Source organism: Salinivirga sp. (genome assembly GCF_035268865.1).
GTDB lineage: Bacteria > Bacteroidota > Bacteroidia > Bacteroidales > Salinivirgaceae > Salinivirga.
Genome location: NZ_DATFKB010000044.1, coordinates 1 through 9,040 on the forward strand (window position 1 = coordinate 1; position 9,040 = coordinate 9,040).

At 37.5% G+C, this 9,040-nt stretch carries 12 protein-coding genes; 10 read left to right on the forward strand and 2 right to left on the reverse strand.

The features are described from left to right. Nucleotides 1–406, reverse strand: a 406-nt coding sequence (locus VJ937_RS02980; RefSeq protein WP_324065415.1) for a membrane dipeptidase, incomplete at its 3' end; no start/stop codon positions are given. A gap of 210 nt (nt 407–616) precedes the next feature. Here VJ937_RS02980 and pepF point away from each other — a divergent pair. After that, nucleotides 617–2,500, forward strand: a complete 1,884-nt coding sequence (gene pepF, locus VJ937_RS02985) for an oligoendopeptidase F (RefSeq protein ID WP_324065416.1) — start codon at nt 617–619, stop codon at nt 2,498–2,500. A gap of 50 nt (nt 2,501–2,550) precedes the next feature. Here pepF and VJ937_RS02990 read toward each other — a convergent pair whose 3' ends face one another. After that, nucleotides 2,551–3,531 (reverse strand): acyltransferase, encoded by a 981-nt coding sequence (locus VJ937_RS02990; RefSeq protein WP_324065417.1) that lies wholly within the window; start codon nt 3,529–3,531, stop codon nt 2,551–2,553. A 164-nt stretch (nt 3,532–3,695) separates the two neighbouring features. Here VJ937_RS02990 and VJ937_RS02995 point away from each other — a divergent pair, with 164 nt between their 5' ends. From VJ937_RS02995 to VJ937_RS03035, 9 genes are all read left to right on the forward strand, one after another. After that, nucleotides 3,696–4,388, forward strand: a complete 693-nt coding sequence (locus VJ937_RS02995; RefSeq protein ID WP_324065418.1) for a hypothetical protein — start codon at nt 3,696–3,698, stop codon at nt 4,386–4,388. Nucleotides 4,389–4,480: 92 nt separating this feature from the next. Beyond that, nucleotides 4,481–4,789, forward strand: coding sequence for an MmcQ/YjbR family DNA-binding protein (locus VJ937_RS03000; protein WP_324065419.1), 309 nt, complete (start codon nt 4,481–4,483; stop codon nt 4,787–4,789). 84 nt (nt 4,790–4,873) lie between these two features. Then, nucleotides 4,874–5,011: an MmcQ/YjbR family DNA-binding protein gene (locus VJ937_RS03005; RefSeq protein WP_324065420.1), complete on the forward strand. Its 138-nt coding sequence runs from the start codon at nt 4,874–4,876 to the stop codon at nt 5,009–5,011. 124 nt (nt 5,012–5,135) lie between these two features. Continuing rightward, the gene (locus VJ937_RS03010; RefSeq protein WP_324065421.1) at nt 5,136–5,957 is read left to right on the forward strand and encodes an SDR family oxidoreductase; all 822 of its coding nucleotides are present in this window, start codon (nt 5,136–5,138) and stop codon (nt 5,955–5,957) included. Nucleotides 5,958–5,960: 3 nt separating this feature from the next. Then, entirely contained in the window at nt 5,961–6,371 is a 411-nt protein-coding gene (locus tag VJ937_RS03015) for a thioesterase family protein (RefSeq protein ID WP_324065422.1), read from the forward strand. 43 nt (nt 6,372–6,414) lie between these two features. Then, entirely contained in the window at nt 6,415–7,113 is a 699-nt protein-coding gene (locus VJ937_RS03020; protein WP_324065423.1) for an SDR family oxidoreductase, read from the forward strand. Nucleotides 7,114–7,181: 68 nt separating this feature from the next. After that, nucleotides 7,182–8,096 (forward strand): glycosyltransferase family 2 protein, encoded by a 915-nt coding sequence (locus tag VJ937_RS03025; protein WP_324065424.1) that lies wholly within the window; start codon nt 7,182–7,184, stop codon nt 8,094–8,096. Between the two features lie 88 nt (nt 8,097–8,184). Then, complete coding sequence (locus VJ937_RS03030) at nt 8,185–8,580, forward strand: YbjN domain-containing protein (RefSeq protein ID WP_324065425.1); 396 nt, start codon at nt 8,185–8,187, stop codon at nt 8,578–8,580. 8 nt (nt 8,581–8,588) lie between these two features. Beyond that, nucleotides 8,589–9,040 (forward strand): PspA/IM30 family protein (locus VJ937_RS03035; RefSeq protein ID WP_324065426.1); only part of this gene is annotated, 452 nt, incomplete at its 3' end.

The window sequence follows — 9,040 nt, forward strand, 5'->3', positions numbered from 1 at the left end:
CTTCTTCATTTTCGTATGCATCTTGCGGTGATGTACCAATAGTAACTTTGTCTTGATTATTAGAAACTTGCGAATATATCGAATCAATAATTCTATGTGTCTCTTTGTTTGCTTTTTCATGCCCTTCAGGTGTTCTTGCCCGTTGACTAATAAAAGCAGCAATAAACATGGCATCCAGACCTCCTTCATTCATCCGCGGTAAATCTACACGGGAGTAAGTTTTTTGTGCATCGTGTTTTTCAGCAATGCTAAAGTCATCACGTGTAAACCGCAAGGGTGTGTCAGTATGTGAATCAAGGGTTAATGCTTTGGTGTGAATTCGTTTTACCTTTTCCTGAAAGGTTTCCTGGTTGCAGCCCAATGTGCTGATTAATAGTACAATTATAACGATGTAGGTTTTTTTCATAATAGAATAGATAAATTTATAACTACGAAATAATTAAAAAAATATTTATATTTTCTAATGTGCGTTTTTTCGTTCGTTTACGGACATATCTGCCTGATTTTGTACAATTTGGGAAGTTGCAAAATAATCATAGATTTCTATTTATCAGGCTTTTAGAATAAATGGTATGTTATGTGTTTAAAAAGCCTATTAACCTAAAACCATGAAATTATGAGAATTATTTTTTTGTGCATGATTGTATTCATGCAAATCCACGTTGTTTTTGCTGATAACGATATTTCCGGCAAAAAAAATCCTGAAAGGGATGCTACAAACACTTCCTGGAACCTTTCGGATATTTATGCCAACTGGGATCAATGGAATGCCGATCTCACTGAGGTAAAGCAATTGATGGAGGATATTAAAACGTATCAGGGGCGATTGAATACTAACCCTAAAGTTTTTATTGAGTTAATGCAAAAGGAAGAGCAGCTTAGTAAGAAATTTGGCCGGGTATTTCGCTATCCATATTTTATGCGCCAGCTGAACAGCCTCGATCAGGAAACATCTGCAAAAATGCAGGAAATAAGAGCTATGTATGCTGAATATGCTACAGCTACAAGCTGGATTTCGCCCGAAATACTTGATATTCCCAGGGGTACAATGGAAAAATGGATTGAAACACATGCGGAACTCGAACCTTATGCTTTTAACCTGATGAATAGCTATCGGTTGCAGGAACATGTCTTAACAGCCGACAAAGAGAAACTTATGAGTCATTTTTCGCGGCCGATGGGTACAGCTTCCAGTGTTTATGATGAATTGTCTGTTTCTGATATTCAGTTCCCTGAAATTACATTGTCGACCGGGGAGAAAGTAAAACTTTCACATGCCAACTACACAAAACTTCTGGAAACATTGACTTCACAGGAAGATCGGAAGCTGGTATTTGAATCGTATTATAAAATTTACAAAGATCATGAAAATACCTATGCTGCAATTTATAAAGGTATTTGTGAAAAAGATAATGCTTATGCCAAAGCAAGAGGCTATAAAGGTACACTTGAGGCTAAACTAGAGGGGAATAATATCCCTACTGCGGTTTATAAATCTTTGACTAGAACTGCCTATGACAATGTTGCACCGTTACATAAATACATGGAGCTCCGCAAGCAGGTTATGGAGCTTGATGAACTGCATACCTATGATTTGAGTACAAAATTTACAGATTATAATCGTGAATATGATTTTACTGAAGCTGTCGGTATGGTAAAAGAAGCGGTTAAGCCGCTTGGAGAGGATTACCTTGCATATTTAAATGAAGCTACAAAAGGCGGCTGGATTGATGTTTATGAAAAACCTAATAAAACCTCCGGTGCTTTTTCTGCAAATGTATACGGAGTCCATCCCTACATTCTTTTAAACTGGAACAAAAGCCTGAACCATGTTTTTACCCTTGCGCATGAATTAGGACACTCTATGCATTCCATATATTCCAATAATAATCAACCTTACGCCACGCATAGCTATACCATTTTTGTTGCTGAGGTAGCCTCTACATTTAATGAGCATTTATTGCTTGATAATTTAATTGAACAAGCTGAAAAGCCTGAAGAACGCATTGCTTTACTTCAACAAGCCATTGAAAATATCTGGGGGACTTTTTATATTCAATCGCTTTATGCCGATTATGAGTATCAGGTGCACAAACGCGTAGAAAATGGTCAGCCAGTTACTGCTGGCTTACTCAATAAAATTATGGGCGACCTCTATAATCACTACTATGGTGAAGCTGTTACGCCTGATGAATTAACAAGCGTAAAATGGAGTCGCGTCCCTCATTTTTACGGTATGCCTTATTACGTTTATCAATATGCTACCTCATTTTCAGCTTCGTCTGAGTTATTTTCACGATATAAAAATGGTAGTAAAAAAGAGCAGCAAACGACCATCGAAAAATATAAGACTCTGCTCAAATCAGGTGGCAACGATTTTCCTGTAAATCAGCTTAAAAAAGCCGGGGTCGATCTTACATCAACAAAACCCTTCGAGGCCGTAGTTGCTCAAATGGATTACTATGTAAATGAGTTGGAAAAAGAACTCAAAAAGCTTTAAAGGCCTGTTAATTGATTTTATAAGAGAGGGGTGCCTGTGGGTGCCCCTTTTTAAATCACCATCAGGTTGCATCCCCGGATATCGCTTTGATCGAACCGGCCCAGCACCTGAAAAGTACCATCTGGAAAAAGTTCTCCAATATCACGGGTCTGAATAAAAGGACAGGAATGGGCGTTGGCAAGATCAATGATGTTGATTCCTCCTTTTCCAACTGTTTCAGTATTCAGTGGGTTATAAAAATCGTAGACAAAAACTTTCATCCATGGAGGTGTGGAATAGAGCCCTTCACCGTGACTGTAGGCTTGTGATAATAGTTCTGTCATGCCATATTCTGAGTGAATTTTTTGCACTCCAAATCCGCTTTTTAATATCTCATGTACTTCTTCTCTGATCATTTCTTTTCGGCGCCCTTTCATTCCACCAGTTTCCATTACTATGGTATTTTTTAAGTTGAGCTGATGCGTTTCGGCAAAATCCAGCAGTGCAAAGGTGACCCCAAGCAGCAGGGTTGGAATATTTTGTTGTTCATTGTGCTTTAATACCTTTTCGAGGTCATCATGTTCGTACAGGTAAAATCCACTTTGTTTGTATTTGCTTTGTTTTATAAAATAATCAGCCATGTATATGAGCGATGACCCCTGGCGTTCCAGGTAGCCCGGCAATAATGCAAGCACACAGTAGTTGCTTACTGGCCCGTAAAACAGCTCAAAAGATTTCATAAAACTTTGCTCATAAAGATTTAAATCATGCACATAATGCCGTGAAGTCTGAAACCCGGTAGTGCCGCTGGAGGTGAATATGATCTCTGTCTCCTTTGATGTTTTAACTACTTTTTCTTTAAAAACTTCTACAGGTAAAAATGGAATATTAGTAGTGGTACGTATGCGCTTTTGGTCTATACCCAAGTCATTTACATACTTTTGATATACAGGGTTTTTGGTATATTGATAATGAAATAATTGCATGGCAGCTTTTTCAAAACTAAAATCAGGTGCCAGAAAATCAGAAAACCTATAGCTGTAATTAATCATATGTTTAATTTATACAGAGTTCAAAAAAAAATATTAGGAGCGATGTTAGAAAATTTTTCAGGACCAAAATCGTTTGCAAGATATTAATTATTGACGTGTGTTTAAATTTTATGTATCTTAAATGAAAAAATTACTTGACAATAAAAACTATAAAACCCACAGCTATGAAAACAGGCTTTATTTCAATTTTTCTTGTCATTTTGGCTTTTTCTGTTGAAGCCCAGATTGTGCCGCAAGATACCATTCCTTTCAGTGGTATAGTGTTCGATGAAAATAAAAAGGTGATGCCCAATACACATATTTTAATAAATGGTGATAAAGGTACAATGACCTCACCCGGCGGTTTTTTTCAATTGAAAGTAAATGCCCTGGACACTTTAACATTTTCATATGTTGGTTACAAAAAGTTTCATTATGTAATCCCCGATTCAATGAGTCGGTTGGGTTACATCACCGGAGTTTTTATGACACGCGATACTATGTCTTTACCTGAGGTGATAGTATTGCCTTATCTCAATAAGCAGCAGTTTAAACAAGCCTTTATCAATAAAAATGACCTTTCCAGGAATCAGGCAAATGCCAAAGCAAACCTTAGTCTGTTAAGAACAAAAGAGCAGCAAAAATATACTTATATGCAAAGTACCGGGGTGGAATTGCAGATGGAACAGTTTAAAAATAGTATGGAATACAAAGGATTAATTTCTCCTGATGATATGGTGGGAGTTAATGTAGTGCCTGCTATTGGTTATGTCTATAATATTTTAAGGTGGAATAAAACACAGGAAAAACAAGAGGAAAAAATAAGAAATCGGCTCCTGCGATACAAGGCCTTTTTGGAGCAAAAAGAAGAGGATTAACCCTAGAGAGTGAACTGGTACACAAATTGTTAACACTTGCGCAAAAATTTCAGGTTAATCCTCATTTCATATATTACAAAAAGCATGCTAAAATGAATTCTGAAGAAATCCGAAACTATTGTATTGCTAAAAAACATACGACAGAGAGTTTTCCTTTCGATGAATACTCGCTGGTTTTTAAAGTTGCCGGTAAAATGTTTGCATTGCTGGATATTGAAGCTGAATTGAGGATGAATCTAAAATGTGATCCTGAGTATGCACTTCAGTTGCGCGAAAAATATGCATCCATTCAGCCCGGATATCATATGAAACCTCCATGTTTGACCATTAAACACACTTCGCCTTCGCGTAGCTTCGGCGGAGCAAGGCACGAGCATGATTATTTGGAGTATTACAGTTAAAAAGCTGTAAAACAGGTAATAGGAGGTTCCATCCCGATTAGCATCGGGACAAGTAATGACCACTAAAATCAAAATTATAAACATATGAATAAAAAACACTGGAACACCATTTATTTTTATGGATCGCTGTCACGCGAGTTGGTTTATAAATTGATAGATCATTCTTATGATCTTGTGGTTAGTAAGTTGCCTAAAAACAGACGAGTAGCAGGGGGCCTTTAAATTATCTCATGTTATTTTTTAATCATTCGGGAACAATCAGAATACAAAACCTTATATTTGCAATGGACATAAATTCGTGTTGAGTAGCAAAGCATTTGCGATCGGCCAGTAATATTATGTAATTATGTCAATTAAAAACAGTGTTTGTATTATTACCGGTGCATCTTCGGGCATAGGCCGGTCGTTGGCCTTTGAAATGGCTCGTAGAGGAGCAAAATTGAGTTTGGCAGCCCGATCGGCCGACAAACTCAATGAACTTAAAAATGCGTTGCAAACCCAATATCAAGCAGAGGTGTTGGTGGTATCAACAGATGTTAGCGATGAAACGCAATGCGAAAACTTAATTAATAAAACCCTGGAAGCTTTTGAGCACATCGATATCTTAATAAACAATGCCGGCATTAGTATGCGGGCACTCTTTGTTGATGTGCAGCTAAAAGTGCTAAAGCAGCTTATGGATGTGAATTTTTGGGGCACGGTTTATTGTACCAAATATGCTTTGCCTTCCATTATTAAGACCCGGGGTAGTATCGTAGGGGTAACTTCTATTGCAGGTTTTCATGGTTTGCCGGCAAGGTCCGGATATTCAGCATCCAAATTTGCCATACATGGTTTCCTGGAAACTATTCGTATTGAGAATTTAAAGAATGGTGTGCATGTGCTTATTGCCGCTCCCGGTTTTACGAGTTCCAATGTGCGCAAATCGGCGCTTACTGCTGATGGTACACCACAGGGCGAAAGCCCGCGTAACGAGGCCCGCATGATGACCTCTGAGCAGGTAGCCCGGAAAATTGCCAATGGGATACGATTCAGGCGACGGAATATTATTTTATCGCTGAAGGGAAAAATTTCAGTGCTTTTTCAACGTGTATTGCCCATTATGCTCGACCGGCTGTTTTATAATGCTATGGCCAAAGAACCCGATTCACCAATTAAAAATGAATAACAAATGTATTCGCACGCAACACAAATAAAAGTAAGATACGGAGAGACTGATAAAATGGGTGTTGTTTACCACTCACATTACATCGAATATTACGAAGTAGCACGCACAGAGTGTATGCGGTCACTGGGTTTTACTTATAGAGCAATGGAGGAGAGTGGCATAATTTTACCTGTTACCAAAGTGGAATCGAAATATAAAGATTCCCTTTATTATGATGATGATATTCAGGTAAAAGCTACTATACAAGAAATGCCGGGTTTTAAAATTAAATTTTACTACGACGTTATAAAAGATGAAAAAGTAGTGAATGAAGGTTTTACGGAACTTGTATTTTACGATGTCAATAAAAAACGACCTTGCAAACCACCTCAATTACTTCTGGATAGTCTGAAACCCTATTTTTCTAAAAACTAGACCGAGTAGTTTACTGGGGTTTCAGAAAATAAAAGGAACAAATATGGAGAAATTAAACATAGTCGTTACAGGTGTAGGTGGCGATATAGGCTATGAAATTATATTAGCGCTGCAGAATCTCGAAAATGTACATGTTTATGCTTACAGCAGGAAGCCCGAAAAACTGCATAATTATTTTGGTGATAAAGCCAATATTACGCTAGCTGCTATAGACTTAGGCGAGCTGGTCCGAAATCCTGAAAATAGTAAGGATTTAGGACTACCAGAGCGCATTGATGTATTGATTAACAATGCCGGATTTTTAAACAAGAAACCTTTTGAAGCATACGCAGCGACAGAAATTCAACATATGGTGAATGTGAATTTTACCGGTACAATGTTGTTTACTCAACTTTGTTTGCCGCGCATGAAAACATCCCCAAAAGCACATATTGTAAATATCAGTAGCATGGGCGGTGTGCAGGGAACTGTGAAATTCCCCGGGTTAGCGGTTTATGCAGCCTCGAAAGCGGCAATTGCAGGTTTTACAGAAGTGTTGGCCGAGGAGTATAAACCAAAGGGAATTCAAGTGAATTGCCTAGCCCTGGGAGCTGTAAAAACAAAAATGTTTAAAGAAGCCTTCCCTGGTCAGCAGGCACCGCAATCGCCGGATAAAACTGCAGCATATATTGTAGATTTTGCACTTAACCAACGCAATTTTTTTAATGGGAAAATCATTCCAGTAGCTACCACTACGCCATGAGTGAAGTCTAAAAGATAATCGCAGATGACCTGGTATTTTTGTTACTTTTGTACTAAAGTCAATATAAAATGATTACGATCTGTATTCCTGTTTACAATCAGCGCGTATATCCCCTTGTCAATCAGCTGGACAGACAAATAAAAAATAGCAGAGCACAGGTTGATATTTGCCTTATTGATGATGCATCGGAGCAGGATATTCGTGAACTTAACCGGCAGGAGTGTGGCAAATTGGCCAGGATAATTGAGCTTGAGAATAATGTGGGAAGGGCAAAAATCAGAAACCTGTTCCTTAAGTATGTTGAAAGTGGTTATCTGCTCTTTTTAGATAATGACGTTGAAATTCCATCAACGAAATTTATCGATAACTACATAAATGCAATAAGTACCGAAAAATATGCTGTAATTGTGGGAGGACATCAATATCAAAAGCAAAAGCCGGCAAAAAAATATCGTTTGCGCTGGAAATATGGGAATAAACGTGAGCAAACCAAAGCCAAAGAAAGAAATTTGAACCCTTACAAATCTTTCATGACAAGTAATTTCTTAATTAGTAGGAACGTGTTTAATTCTGTTCAGTTTAATGAAAGTATGACAGGTTACGGACATGAAGATACGCTGTTTGGTTATGAGCTAAAGAAACATAAAATTAAAATTGCTCATTTAGATAACCCTGTGCAAAAAAAGTATTTGGATACAAACGATGAATTCCTGCGCAAAACTAATGAAGGGCTTATCAGTCTGACTCTATTATTGAAGATAACCAAGTATGATACTGATTTAATATCAGATATTAAGTTACTTAATAAATACGATTCCTTAACTCGTTCAGGTGCAATTATGGTTTTTTCGCTAGTTTTTAGCGTTTTTTCAGGCTTAATAAAAAGTTTTTTGAGCGGGGGTTGGGTAATCTCACTTTTTTTATTTGATATTTATAAGCTGGGCACATATCATCGGATTGTAAAGAGCAGGTCTGAAAGATAATAATTTACTTTTGTTTAACACATGGAATTATACAACTCCAAAAGTTTTTAGTAAATTTACCTTTCACTTATTAACAAAATCGAAAACTATGACAGACTTTGAAAAAGTAAGAGATTACCTCATAGAGCTTGAATATACTATAGTTCATGAGAACCCAGAAGAAGAACTTTTTGTAGTTGAAAATGAAGAAGCCGGAATCAATAACCTTATCATCGATTGTGAAGAAGACATATTGGTTATTGAGCAGTTAATTATGGAGTTACCGGAAAATAAAGGAGATGTATACAAAGAGTTGTTGATTAAAAACCGCGAAATTGTACATGGCGCATTTGCTTTGGATGAGCATGGCGAGAAACTCATTTTCAGAGATACGCTCCAGTTGGAGAATCTCGATTTGAATGAACTGTTAGGAACTTTGAACTCACTTGAGCTTTTATTGAGTGAATTTGGTTCCAGATTAATTGAAATTTCAAAACTAAAATAACCGAAACCATGGGAATATTCAACAGACTATTTAAGGTTGGCGAGGCAGAAGCACATTCTGCTATAAATAAATTAGAAGATCCGATAAAAATGACAGAGCAGGGTATCAGAGATATGAAAAAAGATCTGGATAAAAGTTTGCAGGCCCTGGCAGAAGTAAAATCACTGGCAATTCGCTCACGCAGGGAAGCCAACGAAAATAAAGAAAAGGCCGAAAACTATGAGCAGAAAGCTATTCTAATCATAAAAAAGGCAGAAAAAGGTGATTTAAAGCCCGATGAAGCCGACCGTTTGGCAACAGAGGCTCTTTCGCGTAAAGAAGAAAGCATCAATGCTGCCGCAAGAGCACAGTCCGAAGTAGAGAAGTTCGACGACAATATTGCAAAGCTTCAGGCTAATATCAATAAACTGAAATCGCAAATCAGCCATTACGAAAATGAGCTCAAAACACTCAAGGCCCG

Excerpts from the sequence above, each read along its gene's own strand:
- VJ937_RS03005 (WP_324065420.1), top strand. The coding sequence starts at position 4,874 with ATGAATAAAAAACACTGGAACACCATTTATTTTTATGGATCGCTGTCA.
- VJ937_RS03025 (WP_324065424.1), top strand. The coding sequence starts at position 7,182 with ATGATTACGATCTGTATTCCTGTTTACAATCAGCGCGTATATCCCCTT.
- VJ937_RS03010 (WP_324065421.1), top strand. The coding sequence starts at position 5,136 with ATGTCAATTAAAAACAGTGTTTGTATTATTACCGGTGCATCTTCGGGC.
- pepF (WP_324065416.1), top strand. The coding sequence starts at position 617 with ATGAGAATTATTTTTTTGTGCATGATTGTATTCATGCAAATCCACGTT.
- VJ937_RS03030 (WP_324065425.1), top strand. The coding sequence starts at position 8,185 with ATGACAGACTTTGAAAAAGTAAGAGATTACCTCATAGAGCTTGAATAT.
- VJ937_RS03000 (WP_324065419.1), top strand. The coding sequence starts at position 4,481 with ATGAATTCTGAAGAAATCCGAAACTATTGTATTGCTAAAAAACATACG.
- VJ937_RS03020 (WP_324065423.1), top strand. The coding sequence starts at position 6,415 with ATGGAGAAATTAAACATAGTCGTTACAGGTGTAGGTGGCGATATAGGC.
- VJ937_RS02990 (WP_324065417.1), bottom strand. The coding sequence starts at position 3,531 with ATGATTAATTACAGCTATAGGTTTTCTGATTTTCTGGCACCTGATTTT.
- VJ937_RS02995 (WP_324065418.1), top strand. The coding sequence starts at position 3,696 with ATGAAAACAGGCTTTATTTCAATTTTTCTTGTCATTTTGGCTTTTTCT.
- VJ937_RS03015 (WP_324065422.1), top strand. The coding sequence starts at position 5,961 with ATGTATTCGCACGCAACACAAATAAAAGTAAGATACGGAGAGACTGAT.